The following is a 16,970-nucleotide window of genomic DNA, read 5'->3' as shown; positions in this document are numbered from 1 at the left end:
GTATCGGCGGCACCGACCGCGGACGGGTCACGAATCATACTGTATCCGGCCGTTTCGTTTCCACCGTGAAAAGTGTTTTTCCAGTCAACAATGAGGGTAGATGAGAAACATCCATCCAGAATAGAGAGCTATATATACACAGCGGCGGTCGGGCCGAGAGTAGCCGGACCGGAGGCCGCTGGTCGTCGGCAGACACGCGCCGAGGTGTCAGCCTCAGCTCGTCGTGTTGTTGAACGTGTCGTTCCCGTTCGACGTGCCGTTGCCGGTCCCGAGGCTCACGTCGTCGTCCTGCCACCAGCCGTCGTCGTCGAGGATATCGTCCTGGTCCTCTTCGGAGACCTCGTTGACGTTGACCGCGATGAGCTGTTCGTTGTCGCCAAGCGGCGAGTACTCCTGGTTCATCTGGTACAACTGGGGCTGGTCCGAGTCGCCCTGGTCGTCCGGAATGAACCCGAGACCCTCGTCGTAGTCGCCGATGGGTGCGTCTTCGGCGACGAACAGCGGGACGACCTCGCCCGTGTTCTGCCACCGAATGTGGTACGTGTTGTAGTCCGTGTAGGCGCTATCACGGACGTCGGGGTAGTTCGGCACCCAGTTGATGACGTCGGAGACGAAGGCGAATCGGGCGTTGGGTTGGAAGTTCTGGATGAAGATGAGTCCCTGCCACCCCTCGCCGAGGATACCGTCGTCGTCGTCCTGCTGTGCCGTCGCAGTTCCGGACGCTCCAAGCAGGAGTCCGCCCGACGCGAGCGCGCCCTTCTTCAGGAAGTCGCGTCTGGAGTCGGAGAGTCTGTTCAGCAGTGAGGTGTTCGTGTCATCGCTCATAATGGTTCCTCCGTCCCTCCGTAGCGGAGTTTTCGGGGTGAGCGCTGGCCCTGCAGATGCCACCCGCCAGACGGGAGGTGACGACGGCGGGACCGGTGATATCGGCCGGAAGACGTGCGCTGCCAGCGACACCACCACAGCGGCTACGTTGCAGTTGCCATCGGCGGCACCATCGTGGAGTATCGGGCACGTGTCGGCCCCGTCACCGACCAGCAACTGGTACTATCGAGCTTTGACCGACCGTGCCGTACGGTACCACTGGTGACACACGATGCACGCGACCAAAGAGGACCTCCCGACACTGATGGAGACGCCGGACGCGGTCGTCCAGCAACAACCTGACTTTGGCGACCTCTCCGCTGACACGACGCTGAGCGCCGAACACATGCACTTCGCCGCCGGGACGGACATCAGCCCGCTTCTGGAGGGGCTCCCGGACGACCACTGCCCGGTGCCCCACTGGGGCTACGTCATCGACGGCGAGATAACCATCTCCTACACCGACGGCAGCGAGGAGACCGACCGCGGCGGCGACGTTGTCTACTGGCCGCCGGGCCACACCGCCGTCGCCGAGCAAGACACCGAGGTCGTCCTGTTCAGCCCGCAGGAGGACCACCGGGACGTCTTCGACCACATGGCCGCGAAGATGGAGTGAGCGGGCGCGGGCCGAGAGCGCCGCCCATGTCGGGATACGAACTGATTTCTCCGAACTGAACGGCCGTCCGGCCGTGAGCGGCCTCCGTGCCGCGAACCGGGGACGGGCAGGGCTGCAGAAATCGGCATACGGCGGGCGAAGCGAGCCGTTTCACGGGAATCGAACGGAGTGAGATTCCCGCCTTTTTCACGAACGTTTTTGCGGCGAGAGGTGGCCACAGGCCACCCGAGCCGCAAAAAGGTTCATTGGAAGCCGATACGGCCGCTCCCGCCCGGCGTCCGCTGCGGGCTGGAACCGCCCTTGAACTCCTCTTGCATCTGCTCGTAGTAGTCGCGGATGTCGTCGGTAATCGTCGGCCGGACGCTCTCCATGGCCTGGCGGAAGTGGCGCATCTCGACTTCCTCGGCGTCGTCGGCCTCGCGCAGGGCCTCGATGGCGGCCTCGCGAGCGATGGACTCGAGGTCCGAGCCGACGAACCCGCCCGAACGCTCGGCGAGTTCGCGCAGGCTCACGTCGGGGGCCAGCGGCGTGTCCTCGGTGTGGATGCGGAGAATCTGCTCGCGGCCGTCGACGTCTGGCTCGCCGATCATCACGAGGCGGTCGAACCGGCCCGAGCGGATGAGCGCGGGGTCTATCATATCGGGGCGGTTGGTCGCGCCGATGACCATCACGTCCTCCATCTCTTCGAGCCCGTCGAGTTCGGTCAGGAGCTGGTTGACGACCCGTTCCGAGACGTTCGACCCCATCTCGCCGCCCCGGCCCGGCGCCAGGGAGTCGAGTTCGTCGAAGAAGATGACCGTGGGCGCGACCTGCCGGGCCTTCCGGAAGGTCTGGCGGATGGCCTTCTCCGACTCGCCGACCCACTTCGAGAGCAGTTGCGGGCCACGCACACTGATGAAGTTGGCGTCGGTCTCGTTGGCGACGGCTTTCGCCATCAGCGTCTTGCCGGTCCCGGGCGGGCCGTAGAGCAGGACACCCGACGGTGGCGTGACGCCCATGCGCTCGAACTTCTCGGGGCTGTTCATCGGCCACTCGACGGCCTCCTGGACCTGCTCTTTGGCCTCGTTGAGCCCGCCGACGCTGTCCCAGGACATCTTCGGGAGCTCGACCAGCACCTCCCGCATCGCGCTCGGACTCACCTCGTTGAGCGCGCCCTTGAAGTCCTCGCGCTTGATTATCATCCGGTCGATGAGGCTCGGCGGGATGTCCTCCTCGTCTAGGTCTATTTCGGGGAGGTACCGGCGCAGGGCCTTCATCGCGGCCTCCTTGGTCAGACTCTCGATGTCGGCGCCGACGAAACCGTGGGTGTCGGTGGCCAGTTTCGAGAGGGTCACGTCGTCGGAGAGGGGCATCCCGCGGGTGTGAATCTGGAGAATCTCCTCGCGGCCCACCTCGTCCGGCACGCCGATCTCGATTTCGCGGTCGAACCGGCCCGGGCGACGGAGCGCGGGGTCGACGCTGTCGACGCGGTTGGTCGCGGCGATGACGATGACCTGCCCCCGAGATTCCAGCCCGTCCATCATGGTCAGGAGCTGGGCGACGACGCGGCGCTCGACCTCGCCGGTCACGTCCTCGCGCTTGGGCGCGATGGAGTCCAGCTCGTCGATGAAGATGATGGCCGGCGACTCCTCGCTGGCGTCCTCGAATATCTCGCGTAACTGCTGTTCCGATTCGCCGTAGTACTTCGAGATTATCTCCGGCCCCGCGATAGAGAAGAAACTGGCGGAGGTCTCGTTGGCGACGGCCTTCGCGAGCAGGGTCTTCCCCGTGCCCGGCGGGCCGTGCAGCAGGACCCCCTGTGGCGGCTCGATGCCGAGCTTCTTGAATATCTGGGGGTGTTTCATCGGCAGTTCGACCATCTCGCGCACCCGCTGAATCTCGTTTTGCAGGCCGCCGATGTCCTCGTAGGTGATGCCGCCGCCGGTCTTCTCGAAGCCCGAGATGGGCTCTTCGCGGAGTTCCACTTCGGTGTCCTCGGTGATGAGGCAGACGCCTTCCGGTTCGGTCTCGACCGCGATGAGCGGGATGGCCTGTCCGGGCGAGCGCATGAAGGGATGGTTGGTCGAGCTCATCACGGGGACGATGTCGCGCTCGACGACCGGTCGCTTCAGAATCTGGCGTTTGACCATGCCGGCCGCGTCCGAGCCGAACTGCACCGACGCCTCCTCCGGCGGCGCCAGCACGAGCTTGTCGGCCTTCTCCGCCTCCGCTTTCCTGATGGTGACCCGTTCGCCGATACCCACGTCGGCGTTCTGTCGCGTGAACCCGTCGATTCGAACCGTGTCCGTGTTCCAGTCCTGCCGGTCCGCACGCCACACCTTCGCAGCCGTCGTATCGCTACCCTCGATTTCGATGATATCACCGGGCGAGAGCTTGAGATGCAACAACGTATCGGGGTCAAGACGGGCGATGCCACGACCCGAGTCGTTCGGGTACGCTTTCGCCACTTCTAGTTGCACTTCGTTCATAGAGTGAGACTACCAAAGGGTCCGTCACCGCGAGAGATATGCTTTATGCTACCGGCGGGCGCGGCGAGCAGCGACGGGTTTATATGCGCACTGCTATCACACGTCACGTCTACCGCAGATTCGGGCCAGCTACCGGCAGTTGACGCCCGATTGCGTAGGCCCCGCGGTGGCCGCCGGAAGCAGTCGACAGCCAGCGCCACGTTCGTGTCGCCGGGTGGGACGACACCCTCGGCGTGGACACAGTGGGCGACGGTCCGGACGTTCGCTCCCGTGGATAACGACGTTGCGCGATATATGAAAGTTTTCAGTAAAGTACTGTCGAACGACGTTTCCGTCTCACGGAACGACCGCACCACGAACTGATACGAAAGCCGCCACGGACTGCCGCCACCGCCGCGTTTGATAAGGCTGGCACCGAAAGCGGCGGTATGGCATTTCTCGTCCCCTTCGACGGTTCGCCGCTCGCCGACGCCGCCCTCGACCGCGCGGTCGAGTACGCGGCCGCGCTGGACACCGACGTGGTCGCGGTCAGTCTCGTCCCGACCGGGGCGGACTACGCCGTTCGCCGCCTCCGCGTCGACCCAACCGAGGACTTCGCCGCCGAGACCGCCGCGAACGACCTCCGCCGGAAGATAGAGGAGGCGACCGACGACGCCGAACTCAACTACGAGGACGTCAGCGCCTACTCGGCCAACGAGCTCTCCGAGACCATCCGTCGGGTGGCCCGCGACGTCGCGGCCGAAGTAGTGTTCTTGGGCAGTGCCGACACCGACGACGTCGTCGTCCCCATCTCGGAACTGGACGACGCCGACGCCTACGACGTCCACATCGTCCGCCGAACCTAGGACGAGTCGTATCTACGTACGCGGTTGTCAACAGCCAGAACGCGGGGCTGGATGAAGTATCGCTCGCCGAGCCTGCGGTGTGGTAGACTTTTCAGCCTCTAGAGCGAGTGTCGGGTATGCGAACACTCGCTTTCGACGGCCGGATGGGCGCGGCCGGCGACATGATTCTGGGGGCGCTCCTTTCCGCCGGCGCGGACCGCGACGCGCTCGGGCCAGTAGAGCAGGCGCTCGATGTCGAATACGTCGTCTCGACGGTCGACCGGAACGGTATCGGCGCCGCGGGCGTCGAGGTGTTGCTGACCGACCCGACGACGGACGGCGGTGAGGGGGACGATGAACACGGGAGCGGCGAACACAGTCACGACCACGGTCACAGTGACGGGGAACACGGCCACGAACACACCCACGGCGACCAGAGTCACGGCCACGAACACACCCACGGCGACCAGAGTCACGGCCACGAACACACCCACGGCGACCAGAGTCACGGCCACGAACACACCCACGCCGAGGGCCACGGCCCACACCGGACGTACCCGGAGGTCGTCGACATCGTCGACGGAATGGCTCTCCCCGACCGGGTCGAAGCGGACGCGCTCGCCATCTTCGAGATTCTCGGGGAAGCGGAGGCCGCCGTCCACGGCACCGACCTCGACGAGACGCACTTCCACGAGGTGGGGGCCGACGACGCCATCGCGGACGTGGTCGGGGCGGCGCTACTGCTCGTGGACCTCGACGTCGAGCGCGTGGTGACGACGCCGCTGTCGGCCGGCGGCGGCACCGTCTCGATGAGTCACGGGACCTACCCGGTACCGACGCCGGCCGTGGTCGAAATCGCCGAGCGGGCCGACTGGGCGCTGCGGGGCGGCCCCGTCGACACCGAGCTACTGACGCCGACGGGCGCGGCCATCCTCGCACACGTCGCCGAAGGGGTCGACCGACTCCCGTCGCTGACCGTCGACAGGTCGGGCTACGGCGCCGGCGCCCGCGAGTTCGCCGACCACCCCAACGTGCTTCGGGCGATGGTCGGCGACGGCGCTGGCGGGCTCCGACGGGACGACATCACGGTGCTGGAGACGAACCTCGACGACGCGCCGCCCGAAGTGCTGGGCGACCTCCAGCGGTCCCTGTCCGAGGCCGGTGCACGCGACGTCTCGATAGTCCCGCTGACGATGAAGAAGTCCCGGCCGGGCCACCTGGTGAAGGTCATCTGCAAGCCCGGAGACGCCGACCGGGTCGCGCGGCGACTCGCCGAGGAGACCGGGACGCTGGGCATCCGGGCCCAGAGCGCGGGCCATCGCTGGGTGGCCGAACGGCGCTTCGAGACCGCGGCGCTCGACATCGACGGCGCCAGCTACGATGTCGGGGTGAAGGTCGCCAGCGACACCGCCGGCGAGGTGTACGACGTGAGCGCGGAGTTCGACGACGCCGCGGCCGTCGCAGCGGCCACCGACCTGCCCGTCCGGGCGGTCATCCGGCGGGCCGAAGAGGCGGTACGGGAGTGAGTGCGGTACTGGAGTAGGGACGGCCCGCTGCTGGCTTCGCCCGGCGCACTCGCTCCGGTCAGCGGTCGGTCGGGTCCGGACCGCTATCCCCCTCGGCGTCACCGCCCCGCGCCGGGCCCGGTCGGGTCTCACTGGGCTCGCCGCCGTGTTCGGCCAGCGCCTCCTCGATGGTCAACTCGCCGGCGGCGACCCGGCGGGCCAGGTCGGCGTCGATGGCGCGGTTGGTCTCGCTTTCCTCCCGCGAGCGGTCCTTGATTCGAGTGAGTTCGCCGGCGGTGGGCTCGATGTCGCGACTCGTTATCTCCTCGCCCTCGCGGCGGGCGATGTTCGTGGCGGCCAGCACGTCGCCCATCCCGCGGGCGCCGCTGCCGAGATACGGCGTGGTGCCGGTCTCGTCGACCAGTTCCACGGGGACGTCCTCGATGTCGTCGATGACGCGCGAGCCGACCAGTCGAGCGCCGTCGCCGATGCGCACGAGTGGGTCGGGGGCGTCCTCGACCTCCCGGGCCACGAGGTCGGCGGCCTCGGCGGCGGGCACCTGGAAGGCCGCGACGACCGTCTCGCCGTGGAGGACGGCGACGCCCGGCCGCTCGCCGGGGTCGATACCGACGACGGTGCGTCCCGTCTCGCCCCGCAGCGCGTCGATTGCCGCCTCGACCGCCCGCCGGGGCCGCTCCGGGTCGGCCTGTACGAGGTCGACGCCGTCGGGAATCTCGACGCGCTCGCCGGCCGCGACGACGGCGACGGCCGCCTCGTCGGGCCACTCGCCGTCGGGTTCGATGGTGGTGAAGTCCACGCCGCGGTCGCGTAGCTCCGTGACCACGCCGTGGTACACCTCGAAATCGTCCGTGGCGACGACTATCACTGTCCGAGATTGGGCCGGCGACCACTTACCGCTGCTGGATTTGACCCCGGCGGAGACAGGCCGAGCGGCGACTGTTCGGCGGAAACCGTTTTCTGTCCCGGTGACGAACCCGAGACGATGTCGCCCACCGCTGTCCCGTCGGCCACCGAGCGGTCCGGCGACCCGCTGTGGGACGTGCTCGTCGGAACCTACGTCGCGTTGCTGGGCACCCCGGTCGTGTTGCTCGCCGCGACGCGTCTCGGCGTTCGAACCCCCGGTCTCCTGTACGGAACGACCGTGACCGCGCTCGCGCTCATAACCGGCCTGGGCTGGCGGGCCGCCGCACGCCGCCCCCGGCTGGCGGTCCGGCTCGGGTCGACCCCGGTCCGGTGGCTCCCGGGAGCGGCCCCGGTGCCGTACGCCCTCGGGGGGTTCGCGAGCCTGGCGGCCACCGGCGTCGTCGGAGTACTCGCGTTCTTCTTCGGGCTGGGAGCGCTGGTACTGGGGTTCGTCCTCGGGGTGATGGCCCGAACTCGCCACACCGACGCGAGGCTCGACGGCGTCGAGACCGACGCCACGTTCGAGGCTGGCTGGCCCGCCGCCGCCCGGCGTCGCCTCGGTCTCGCTGTCGGTGCCGTCGTCGTCGTCGCTGCCGTCTGCTTCGCCGTGGGCTTTCTCGCGGACCGCTGGCTGTTGCAGTCGGCGGGGCAGATACTGTTCCCGGCCGCCCTCGTGCTGTACAGTTCGACCGCGCAACGTCACTACACGGTAAGTGCCGCCGGGCTCGAACAGCGACTGCCTGTCGCGCGTCGGCTGTGGTCGTGGGCGCGGTTCGCGGGCTACACCCGCACGAGCGACGCGCTCGTCCTCCACCGGCCGCGGCGCGTCGACATCCGCCTCGCGCTGGCGGACCTCGACGACCCCGACGCCGTCGAGGACGCTATCGCCCGGTATCTCCGGGCGAGCGAGCCACGACGCTGACCGCAGGTGCGAGCGTTTATACCCGAATACGTCCAACCCACGCCCGTGAGCGACTACGTTCCGACCGGCTGTGGCCCGGTCGACGAGCTGCTCGGTGGGGGGCTCGAACGCGGCGCCGTCACGCAGGTGTACGGTCCGCCCGCGGCCGGCAAGACGAATCTCGCGCTGTCGTCGGCCATCGAGGTCGCCGCCGCCGGCGACGCCGCCCTCTACATCGACACCGAAGGACTGTCGCCCGACCGGATGGCCCAGATCGCCGAGGGCCGCGCCGAGGGGACCACCCAGACCGTCGACGACCTCGCCGGCCGGCTCATCGTCTCCGACGTACACGACTACGACGAACAGACCGAGGCCGTCCAGGACGCCGCGGAGTTCGCCCCGGAGGTCGAACTCGTCGTGCTGGACAGCGCCACCGGCTTCTATCGCCTGCGCCGGGACGACGGGGACAACGGCGAGACCCTGCGCGACGTGGCCCGCCAGATTACCCACCTGCTCTCGCTGGCCCGGAAACACGACCTCGCCGTCGTCTTCACCAACCAGGTCTTTACCGACCCGGACAGCGACCGCTCGACGGCGCTTGGCGGTCACACGCTCAACCACTGGTCGGGCGCCATCCTCCGACTGGACCGCTTCCGCGGCGGGAATCGCCGCGCCACACTGGAGAAACACCGTGCCAAGCCCGCCGGCGACACCGTTCAGTTCCGCATCACGAACGCGGGGCTGGCCGGCGAAGAGACCGCCGAGCCGACGCGGAACATGGACTGAGAGGGACTGGTGGAGTTCGGCCAGGAGTGAATCGGGGCCGGTCTGAACTCGTCTAGTCCTCGCTGTCGAGTCCCCGCGCCGCCAGTTCACGGTCGATATAGGCCCCGATGACCACGAACAGGAACACGACGGCCACCGCGATACCCCCGGCCACGACCAGCGCGATGGTCTGGAGGGCGCTCCCTTCGGCCCCGGTGATCCGGCTGTTCCACTCTACCACGCTCAACCCGGCCGTCGTCAGCGCGACGAGGAGGACGCCTGCGGCTCCGACGGTCCCGAATTTCGCGGTCCGGTCCAGTCGCATACCGTCCCCTCTGGCGCCTGACGAATATTCGTTACGCCGACAGAACCGAGTCCAATAGAGGTGTCTGGGCGCCACTGGACTCCGGCGCGCACTGTCGCACCCCCGTGGCGCGACGGCACTGTGCGAGCAACGCAGTCGGCTGGGGAGGGTGTGGCTGTCGCTGAGAACGTACGGCGAGCGAAGCGAGTCGTTTCCCCGAACTCGCGGCACAGCCGCGAGTTCGGCCTTTTTCGTGAGCGTTTTTCAAGGAGCCCTCCCACGGCGGCGCGAAGCGCCGCGAGGAAGGGCGACGCAGAAAACGGTTCAGTAGATGAGCGCGTCGTCGTTCTCTATCATGTACAGCGTGCGGGCGGCGATGTTGACCGCGTGGTCGCCGACCCGCTCGATGTCCCTGATAGTCAACAGGAGCCGCGAGACGTCGGCCATCAGCTGTTCGATGTCCGAGTCGCTGGAGTCGGCGTCGATTTCGCGCTCGATGAGGTCCCGGACGACGGTCTCCGAGGCGACCTCACAGCGGTCGTCGACCACGTCGTCGGTCTCGCTGATAGTGAAACACAGTTCGGGGTCCTCGGTGTCGTAGGCGTCCATCGCGTCCTCGACCATCTCGATGACGACCTCGGCGATGTCCTGGATGTCGACCTCCGGGAACACGTCCCGCTCCGCTTCGAGCGAGTACTCCCCGAGGTTCGTCGCCAGGTCGCCGATGCGTTCGAGGTCGGTGATAATCTTGAACGAGGCGGCGATAAAACGCAGGTCCGACGCGACCGGCTGTTGCAGCGCCAGCAGGTCGATACAGTCCTGTTCGAGGTCCAGATACAGCTGGTTGATCTCGTCGTCGCCCTCGATGACCTGCCAGGCCGTCTCCTCGTCTTTCTGTTCGATAGCCGACAGCCCCAGCCGCAGCCGGTCGAGGACGAGTTCGGACATGTAGAGCACGTCCTCGCGGAGCGACTCCAGGAGTTCCTGGTACGATTCGCGTGGCATTGTCGGGACTCTCCCGGCCGGCCGTATCAGCCTTTCCCTTTACTCAATATCGGCGGCCGGACGGGGGTGCGGCGAGAGAGCTGTCACGGAGAGCATACGGCGAGCGGAGCGAGCCGTTTCCCCGGAATCGAACGCAGTGAGATTCCGGCAGTTTTTCCCCCAAGTTTTTGCAAGCGGGGATTCGCGCATCGCGCGAATCCCCCGCAGTAAAAAGTGGGTCCTAGTAGATGAGCGCGTCGTCGTTCTCTATCATGTACAGCGTGCGGGCGGCGATGTTGACCGCGTGGTCGCCGGCGCGTTCGAGGTCCCTGACGGTGAGCAGGTACCGCTTGGTGTCGGACAGCGTCGCGGCCACGTCGGCGTCGGGCGAGCGGTCGACGAGCGAGCGGACGAGGTCGTTCGTGGCGGCGCCACAGCGCTCGTCGAGGTCGGTGTCGGCGGCGGCGACGTCCCGACAGCGCCGTGGGTCGCCGGTCTCGTAGGCGGTTATCGCGTCGTCGAGTTGTGCCAGCGTCATCTCGCCGATGTCGGTGATGGGCACCGACGGGACGGTGTCGCCGGCCATCGCGTCGACGTAGCCGCCGAGGTTGCTCGCGAGGTCGCCGACGCGTTCGAGGTCGGTCAGAATCTTGAACGAGGCGACCACGAGCCGGAGGTCCGAGGCGACGGGCTGATGGAGCGCCAGCAGGTCGATGCAGTCGGCTTCGAGGGTGAGATACCGCTCGTTTATCTCGCCGTCGGCGTCGGCGACGGCGCGGCCGGCCGCCGGGTCGCGCCGTTCGTAGGCGGTGACCGCGCGGTCGAGCCGGTCGGTGACGTCCCGGCCCATCTCGCAGACGTCGGCCTGGAGCCCGTCGAGCCGTGCCTCGAACGTGTCACGCGGCATGTACGTAACGTGTGGGAGAGGCGTTCTATAGATGTACCGATGGCCGGGACCGTGGTGGGGTACCCGTCACTCGTTCCAGAACGCGCCGGTGAAGATGACGAAGACGGGGATAATCTCCAGGCGGCCGAACCACATCAGGAGAATCAGCAGGAACTTGCTGGTCGTGGGGAACGCCAGATAGCTGCCAAAGGGACCCAGGAAGCCAAAGCCGGGCCCGATGTTGCCGATGGTGGCGATGCTGGCGCTGGCCGCCTCCAGAACCGAGAGGTCCAGCCCGACGCGGCCGGCGTCCAGCGCGAGCAAGACGGTGGCGAGGGCGAACACGAGGACGTACAGCATGGTGAAGCCGTAGATGGCCTGGACCACGTCCTCGTCGACGACGGTGCCGCCCAGTCGGACCGGCCTGACGGCGCTTGGGTGGGCGGTCGTGAAGAGCTGGCGGCGGATACCCTTGAAGACGACGAGCCAGCGGACGACCTTGACCCCGCCGCCGGTCGAGCCGGCCGAGCCGCCGACGAACATCGCCAGCAGCAACACTGCCTGCGCGGTGTCGTCCCACTGGGCGAAGTCGCTGGTCGCGTAACCCGTCGAGTTCAGTAGCGACGCTATCTGGAACGTCGCCTGTCGCAGCGAGTTCTCCAGGACGCCCTGCGTCGTCCCGCCGATGTCGAGCGGGGGAGCCGACCCGGTAAACAGCAGGCCCCAGAGGACGACTGCGAGGCCGGCGTTGGCGCCGATGTAGACCTGGAACTCGCGGTCCTCCAGCACGGCGGCGAACTCGTCGCGCAACAGGAAGAAAAAGAGCGCGAAGTTGGTCCCGGCCACGAGGACGAAGGGGATGATGACCCACTGGACGGCCGGCGAGAACGCCGCGATGGACTCTGCTTGCGGGGAGAAACCGCCGGTCGGCAGCGTCGAGAACCCGTGGGCGACGGCGTTGTAGACGTTCATGTTCGGGGCCAGTCCGGCGTAGTGGAGCGCGAGCAGGAGGACGACGAGCAGGACGGTAAAGCCCAGATAGAACAGCCAGAGCAGGCGAGCGGTCTCGGCGATTTTGGGCGTCAGCTTCTGGAGCTCCGGACCGGGCGCCTCCGAGTCGATGAGCTGGGCACCGTTGACCGCGGCCTCGGGCAGGATGGCGACCATCAGGACGATAATCCCCATGCCGCCGAGCCACTGGCTGAGCTGGCGCCACATGAGGATGGCGTGGGAGTGGCGGTCCAGCGAGATTTCGCCAAGCACCGTCGCCCCAGTCGTGGTGAAACCGGAGGTGGACTCGAACAGGGCGTTGATAGGGTGGCGCAGCGTCGACTCGGTGCCGTAGCCAGCGATGACGTAGGGGACGGCCCCGATGACGGCGACGGCGCCCCACGAGAGCGCGACCAGCAACAGCGCCTCGCGGGCGCCCAGTTGCGGGTCGTCGTCGAGCCGTTCGAGCGCGACGCCGACGGCGACCGTGATGGCTATCGAAGCCAGGAACGTCCCGATATCCTCGCCGTAGACGACGCTCACCGCGAGCGGGACCAGCATCGCGACGGCGAGATACTTGATGACCGTGCCGGTAAACGCGACGGATTGTCGCCAGTCGACGCGAACCGACATCACCGACCACAGTGCATTGCCCTACGCTCTCACCCCGACCCCGAAAAATCTCCCGTTATCCAGTTCGTCCCGGAACGGTCGGCGGGCCTAGAGCTTGCTGCTGGCCGCGTCCAGCACTTCGGTGTCGACGAACACGACCACGTGGTCACCGAGTTCGACGACGGTGTCACCGCGGGGGATGACGAGGTCGCCGCCGCGCGTGATGGCGCCGATGACGACCCCTTCGGGGAGGTCTCGGACCGACTCGCGGATGGGTCGGTCGAGGAGGGCGCTGTCGCCGTCGACCTCTATCTCCAGTACCTCGGCGCAGTCGGACTCGATGATGGCGACGTTCTCGGCCTGGTGTTCGCGGGTGAAGCGGGTTATCTCCTCGGCGGTCGCCTCGCGCGGGTTGACCGCCACGTCGACGCCGACCGCCTCAAACAGCTGGACGTACTCGCCGGAGTCGACGACGGAGACGGCCCGCTCGGCGCCCAGTCGCTTCGCCAGCAGGCTCGCGAGCAGGTTCTTCTCGTCGTTGTCAAGCGCCGAGACGACGACGTCGACGTCCTCGACGTGTTCGGTCTTGAGGAACTCCCGGTCGGTCGCGTCGCTCTCGAGGACCGTCGTCCGGGGGAGGGCCTCGGCCAGTTCGCGGGCCCGGTCGTGGTCGCGCTCGATGAGTCGCGGTTTCAGGCCGCGGTCCTGGAGCAGCCGGGCGGTGTGGTAGCCGATGTCGCTGCCGCCGACGACGAGCACGTCGCGGGCGCCGTGGACGTCGGGCGCTATCTCGTTTGCGAACGTGTGGACGCTCTCGGAGCTGCCGATGACGACCACGTCGTCGCCGGGCCGAAGCTCCGTCTCCCCGGTCGGGATGACGACGTCGTCGCCCCGGATGAGCGCGGCGAAGGTCAGCGACTCGTAGCGGTCTGCCTCCCGGACGGTCTGGCCGGCGATGGGGCTCGCATCGGGTATCTCGAACTCCGCCATCTGGACGGCGCCGTCGGCGAACGTCTCCACGTCCTGGGCCGCGGGCATCCCCACGACCCGCGAGATGTTCTCGGCGGTCAGCAGGTTCGTCGCGACCATGTGGTCGACGCCGAAGGCCCGGCGTGACCCCTCCCAGGTGCGCAGGAACTTCGCGCTCTTGACGCGGGAGATAGTGAACACGTCCGTCACGGTGTTGGCGGTGCCACAGGTGACGATGTTCGTCTCGTCGTCGTCGGTGCTCGCGATGAGGATGTCCGCGGAACGGATGTCGGCGTCCTCCAGCGTGTCGAGGTCTGCCCCGTCGCCCTCGACGCCGAGGATGTCCGTCTCGTACATCAGTTCCTCGACCCGCTGGCCGTCGATATCGATGACGGCGACCTCGTGCGTGTCCGCGAGGCTGGCCGCGATGCTCGACCCGACTTCGCCGGCTCCGACGATTACGACGTACATCGGCGCGCCTCCGGCCTGTGCATATCCAGCCCCTTTCACCGGGCCGGACAAGTGTATTTCCATCTCTGCACAGCTGCCGGACTGGTCCCCGAGAGTCCGACAGCCCCACCGCTGACTGGTAGCGGATACACACTCTTAACAGAGTGCGCACAGACTGGGGTGTATGAGCAGTGACTCCGAGGCGGGCGGGCGAGACCTCCTCGACCACGTTCTCCTCCCTGTGGCCAACGAGGGCGACGCGGCGGCCACAGCGACGGGGCTGGAACCGTACGGACCGGACCGCGTCACCGCGCTCCACGTCGTAGAGAAAGGTGAGGGGGTCCCCGACAAGACGCCGGTCGAGCAGTCCGAGGAGCTGGCGGCCGAGGCCTACGCCGCGGTGCGGTCGGTGTTTCCCGACGCCGACGAGCACACCGCCTACGACCGCCACGTCGCCGAGGCCATCTTCGAGGCCGCAGACGACGTCGACGCCACCGCCATCGCCTTCCACTCGCGGGGCGGTAGCCGGCTCCTGCAGTTTCTCTCGGGCGACATCACCCTACAGCTCGTCACGAAGGCCGATATCCCCGTAATCGCACTCCCCGACGAGGACAGCGATGAGTGACGAGGAACTCGCGAAGGACCTCGGCCCGCTCGCCGCACTGACCATCGGCGTCGGGACGATGATAGGCGCGGGCATCTTCGTCCTGCCGGGGACGGCAATCCAGGACGCCGGCTCGATGGCGGCGGTCGCGTTCGTGCTCGGCGGCGTTATCGCCATGTTCACGGCGTTATCGGCCAGCGAACTCGGGACGGCGATGCCCAAGTCCGGCGGGGCGTACTACTACGTCAACCACGCGCTGGGGCCCCTCTTCGGGTCTGTCGCCGGCTGGGCCAACTGGCTGGGACTCGCCTTCGCCAGTGCGTTCTACATGGTCGGGTTCGGCCGGTACATCGCCCGTATCTTCGGTCTCTCGGGTACTGTCGGGGTCGACCCGCTGTCGATATCCGTCGTCAAGCTAGTCGCGCTGGCCGGCGCGGCCTTCTTCGTGGCTATCAACTACGTCGGTGCGAAAGAGACCGGCCGGCTCCAGAACGTCATCGTGGTGGTACTGGTGGTGATACTGGCAGTGTTCACGCTACTCGGGACACTCCAGGCGGACGTGTCGAACCTCCCGCCGGCCAGCGACGCGGTCGTGACGCTGCAGACGACCGGCCTCATCTTCGTCTCCTATCTGGGCTTCGTCCAGATCACGAGCGTCGCCGAGGAGATAAAGGACCCCGGCAAGAACCTCCCACGGGCTGTCATCGGGAGCGTCGTCATCGTGACTGTCATCTACGCGCTTGTACTCGTCGTCATGAGTGCGGCGGTACCCCAGGGGTTTATCGCCGCTCTTTTCCAGAACATCCCTGCGGGCGAGACCGAGCCTATCGCCGTCGTCGAGGTCGGCCGCCGCATCCAGGGCACCGTGATGGCGGGTGCGTTGCTGTTCGGTGGCCTGCTCGCCACGGCCTCCAGCGCGAACGCCTCCATTCTCGCGTCCTCTCGCATCAACTTCGCGATGGGCCGTGACCGTATCGTCACGCCCGCGCTCAACGAGATTCACGACCGCTTTGGTACGCCGTACCGCGCTATCGGCATCACCGGCGGGCTCATCCTGTTGTTCATCGTCGTCGGCGATCTAGAACTGCTATCCGGTGCGGCCTCGGGGTTGCATCTCATCATCTACGGCCTGTTGAACCTGGCACTCATCGTGATGCGCTACGTCGCTCCGGAGGAGTACGCCCCCGACTTCACCGTCCCGCTGTTCCCGCTGCTCCCGATAGTCGGCGCCGTTCTCTCCTTTGCGCTGCTGGTGTTCGTCGCCAGCAACGCCCTCGCGCTCACGTTCGGCATCGCGGCGGCGGCGATAGTGTGGTACCTGCTGTACGCCCGCTCGCGCACGGAGAAACAGGGCATCCTCTCGAAACACATCATCTCGCGCTCCGAGGAACTGCCCGACGCCGCGGTGAGTGCGGCCGCAGGCGTCCAGCCCGACGGCGGGCAGTACCGCGTCATGGTACCGCTCGCGAACCCGGAACACGAGAAGGACCTCATCACGCTCGCCAGCGCCATCGCGAAACAGCGCGGCGGCACCGTCGTCGCCACCCACATCGTCACCGTGCCGGACCAGACGGCGCTGGCCGGGGCCGCCGAGCGGGCCGACGAACTCGACGCGACCTCCGAGCGCCTGATGCAGAGCGCCCGCGAGGACGCCGAGACGTTCGGCGTCGAGGTGGAGACACACACCATCATCTCTCACAAGTCCTTCGACGCCATCTTCGATGCCGCACGCACGCACGATGCGGACCAGGTCGTGATGGGATGGGGTCCGGACGCCCACGGCTCGCCCGGCCGGGCCGAATCGGCCCTGGACGAACTCACCGAGTCGGTCCCCTGTGACTTCCTCGTCCTGCGGGACCGCGGGTTCGACCCCTCCCACATCATGCTGCCGACCGCCGGCGGCCCGGACTCCGAGCTATCGGCGTCGGTGGCGAAACTGCTCCAGACCGAGTACGACTCCGAGGTGACGCTGCTCAACGTCGCCGAGGACCGCGACAACGCCCAGCAGTTCCTCCAGTCGTGGGCGGTCGACCACGGGTTAGAAGACGCCAACCTCCGCATCGAGTCGGGCGACGTCGAGACGGCCATCGAGGCGGCCGCGGCGGACGCGACGCTGCTCATCATCGGGGCGACCGAAGAGGGGCTTCTCCGGCGCCTCGTCTCGGGATCGCTCGTGCTAGACGTCGTCGACGAGGTCGACTGCTCCGTGTTGCTGGCGGAGAAACACCGCGACCGCGGCCTGCTGGAACGGCTGTTCTAGCCCACGGCACCGCCCCCTGGCTGCCCGTGTTCCGATTCGCTTAC

General features: G+C 67.3%; 15 protein-coding genes. 7 read left to right on the top strand and 8 right to left on the bottom strand.

The features are described from left to right. Positions 1-213 precede the first annotated feature (213 nt). Entirely contained in the window at positions 214-825 is a 612-nt protein-coding gene (locus tag NDI86_RS15470; protein WP_310901342.1) for a twin-arginine translocation signal domain-containing protein, read from the bottom strand. Between the two features lie 271 nt (positions 826-1,096). Between NDI86_RS15470 and NDI86_RS15465 the strand changes: the two genes are divergently transcribed. After that, positions 1,097-1,480 (top strand): cupin domain-containing protein, encoded by a 384-nt coding sequence (locus NDI86_RS15465; RefSeq protein ID WP_310901341.1) that lies wholly within the window; start codon positions 1,097-1,099, stop codon positions 1,478-1,480. Positions 1,481-1,722: 242 nt separating this feature from the next. Here the strand turns inward: NDI86_RS15465 and NDI86_RS15460 are convergent, their stop codons facing one another. Beyond that, positions 1,723-3,948, bottom strand: a complete 2,226-nt coding sequence (locus tag NDI86_RS15460) for a CDC48 family AAA ATPase (protein ID WP_310901340.1) — start codon at positions 3,946-3,948, stop codon at positions 1,723-1,725. 428 nt (positions 3,949-4,376) lie between these two features. Here NDI86_RS15460 and NDI86_RS15455 point away from each other — a divergent pair, with 428 nt between their 5' ends. Continuing rightward, positions 4,377-4,793 carry a universal stress protein gene (locus NDI86_RS15455; protein WP_310901339.1) on the top strand — a complete coding sequence of 139 codons (417 nt, stop codon included), beginning with the start codon at positions 4,377-4,379 and terminating at the stop codon, positions 4,791-4,793. Between the two features lie 116 nt (positions 4,794-4,909). Continuing rightward, positions 4,910-6,298 (top strand): nickel pincer cofactor biosynthesis protein LarC, encoded by a 1,389-nt coding sequence (gene larC, locus NDI86_RS15450; protein WP_310901338.1) that lies wholly within the window; start codon positions 4,910-4,912, stop codon positions 6,296-6,298. Between the two features lie 58 nt (positions 6,299-6,356). Here larC and NDI86_RS15445 read toward each other — a convergent pair whose 3' ends face one another. After that, positions 6,357-7,163, bottom strand: a complete 807-nt coding sequence (locus NDI86_RS15445) for a hypothetical protein (RefSeq protein WP_310901337.1) — start codon at positions 7,161-7,163, stop codon at positions 6,357-6,359. A 117-nt stretch (positions 7,164-7,280) separates the two neighbouring features. Between NDI86_RS15445 and NDI86_RS15440 the strand changes: the two genes are divergently transcribed. Further along, the gene (locus NDI86_RS15440) at positions 7,281-8,123 is read left to right on the top strand and encodes a hypothetical protein (RefSeq protein WP_310901336.1); all 843 of its coding nucleotides are present in this window, start codon (positions 7,281-7,283) and stop codon (positions 8,121-8,123) included. Positions 8,124-8,168: 45 nt separating this feature from the next. Further along, positions 8,169-8,888 carry a DNA repair and recombination protein RadB gene (gene radB / locus NDI86_RS15435; protein WP_310901335.1) on the top strand — a complete coding sequence of 240 codons (720 nt, stop codon included), beginning with the start codon at positions 8,169-8,171 and terminating at the stop codon, positions 8,886-8,888. Positions 8,889-8,940: 52 nt separating this feature from the next. On the opposite strand, the gene NDI86_RS15430 is transcribed toward radB, so the two are convergent. The 5 genes from NDI86_RS15430 to trkA form a co-directional block, all read right to left on the bottom strand. After that, positions 8,941-9,192: a hypothetical protein gene (locus NDI86_RS15430; protein ID WP_310901334.1), complete on the bottom strand. Its 252-nt coding sequence runs from the start codon at positions 9,190-9,192 to the stop codon at positions 8,941-8,943. 303 nt (positions 9,193-9,495) lie between these two features. Then, a complete protein-coding gene (gene phoU, locus NDI86_RS15425; RefSeq protein WP_310901333.1) occupies positions 9,496-10,176 on the bottom strand; it encodes a phosphate signaling complex protein PhoU in 681 nt (226 codons plus the stop codon). Positions 10,177-10,396: 220 nt separating this feature from the next. Beyond that, a complete protein-coding gene (gene phoU, locus NDI86_RS15420) occupies positions 10,397-11,062 on the bottom strand; it encodes a phosphate signaling complex protein PhoU (RefSeq protein ID WP_310901332.1) in 666 nt (221 codons plus the stop codon). A gap of 66 nt (positions 11,063-11,128) precedes the next feature. Then, on the bottom strand, positions 11,129-12,664 hold the full coding sequence (locus NDI86_RS15415; protein ID WP_310901331.1) for a TrkH family potassium uptake protein: 1,536 nt from the start codon (positions 12,662-12,664) through the stop codon (positions 11,129-11,131). Positions 12,665-12,751: 87 nt separating this feature from the next. Continuing rightward, positions 12,752-14,083 (bottom strand): Trk system potassium transporter TrkA, encoded by a 1,332-nt coding sequence (trkA, locus tag NDI86_RS15410; RefSeq protein ID WP_310901330.1) that lies wholly within the window; start codon positions 14,081-14,083, stop codon positions 12,752-12,754. A 163-nt stretch (positions 14,084-14,246) separates the two neighbouring features. On the opposite strand from trkA, the gene NDI86_RS15405 reads away from it, so the two are divergent. Further along, a complete protein-coding gene (locus tag NDI86_RS15405) occupies positions 14,247-14,687 on the top strand; it encodes a universal stress protein (RefSeq protein ID WP_310901329.1) in 441 nt (146 codons plus the stop codon). Continuing rightward, positions 14,680-16,926: an amino acid permease gene (locus tag NDI86_RS15400; protein WP_310901328.1), complete on the top strand. Its 2,247-nt coding sequence runs from the start codon at positions 14,680-14,682 to the stop codon at positions 16,924-16,926. Before NDI86_RS15405 ends, NDI86_RS15400 begins: the two co-directional genes overlap by 8 nt. Positions 16,927-16,970 lie beyond the last annotated feature (44 nt).

The organism is Haloarcula onubensis (assembly GCF_031624605.1).
GTDB lineage: Archaea > Halobacteriota > Halobacteria > Halobacteriales > Haloarculaceae > Haloarcula > Haloarcula onubensis.
The sequence above is the reverse complement of the archived record's forward strand: the minus strand, read 5'-3'. Positions and strand labels throughout refer to the sequence as shown.